General features: G+C 56.8%; 1 protein-coding gene. It reads right to left on the bottom strand.

Translation table 11 applies throughout. The features are described 5' to 3' along the window. Positions 1–408: 408 nt before the first annotated feature. Positions 409–912: an HNH endonuclease gene (locus ACIOWA_RS28095; protein WP_401162943.1), complete on the bottom strand. Its 504-nt coding sequence runs from the start codon at positions 910–912 to the stop codon at positions 409–411. Between the last annotated feature and the right edge of the window lie 178 nt (positions 913–1,090).

The following is a 1,090-nucleotide window of genomic DNA, read 5'->3' as shown; positions in this document are numbered from 1 at the left end:
GTTGCTACAAATCCTCGGTACGAAATGGAAGTGAAGCAGTCGATGGAATTCTTCAATTCCAAAGGCGGCCAGAGCTTGCTGGACAGCCTTTGTGGTGGGTTCATCACCGCGAAGTAAATGCCTCGCTTGCTCACTTCGCTGTGATTCATTCCTGATGCAGGTGGGCGGTTATAGGCCGCAGTTTCGTCCGCATCGGGGTGGGATCTGGCCGGGGCTCAACCGGCATTCGGCGGAAGGGGTACCCCATCGGTACCGCAATAAACATGCTCCGGAGGATCTTGATCGGCTTCAGTGCCGCCGTCCCACGGATAAAGGTGAATCGCTCGTTTGCTCATCCGATCACCGCCTTTATGGTCAGGGCCAATGGAAGCCAGAAGAAGAGGGTGCAGCCGAGTACGCACTTGGTGATCATGGCGCGACCCTCTCGTTTTGGATTTGATTTCTCAGCGCCGCCGCTTCGATTGCCGCCGACGCAATGTCGACGTGATAGCCGCCGCAGTGGACTTTCTTGTTCGCCCTGATCTGGACGAACCATCGCTCTTTCCTGCCGTCCCAATACACGCCTCGAACACCACTGGCGCCTCGCCCCGGTCCGCTTGAAGCGGAGGCAAGGCGATAGGCTTGGTTCTCTGCGTATGTCGCAAGGCGCAGGTTCTGCCATCGGTTGTCATCGCGCACGGCGTTTCGGTGATCGACGTGCATGTCTGCCGGCGGATAACTGCCGGTCATGTAAAGCCACGCCAGCCGGTGGGCCTGATGCTTGATTCCATCAATCGAGATTTTCACGTAGCCGTCTTTGTCGAACTGCCCGACCTTCGGCCGGCGCCGTCCTAGATGCGTGAATTTTCCCGTGTCGGGGTCGTACACCACTTTTTCCAGCAGGCGTGCGTGCGTGAGTTGGCGCGTTTTCATGGGCGCACTCATCCTTTGCCGCTATAGCGGCTGACTTTGAAGGGGGAGGGAGTTACAGAGGGGTGGAGTACAGATGTACTCCTTGTAGTGGTCTAATTTCCCCGGACACCCCGATAGGTGGAAAATGCATCTATCGAGGAGTTTTTCATGACCGACAAACGCAGAACATTCGACGACA

Origin of the sequence: Pseudomonas sp. NPDC087614, assembly GCF_044743485.1 — a bacterium.
GTDB lineage: Bacteria > Pseudomonadota > Gammaproteobacteria > Pseudomonadales > Pseudomonadaceae > Aquipseudomonas > Aquipseudomonas baetica_A.
Note: the sequence above shows the minus strand (reverse complement) of the source record. Positions and strands in the feature narration are given on the sequence as shown.

Coding starts and splice junctions, on each gene's coding strand:
- ACIOWA_RS28095 (WP_401162943.1), bottom strand. CDS start 912: ATGAAAACGCGCCAACTCACGCACGCACGCCTGCTGGAAAAAGTGGTG.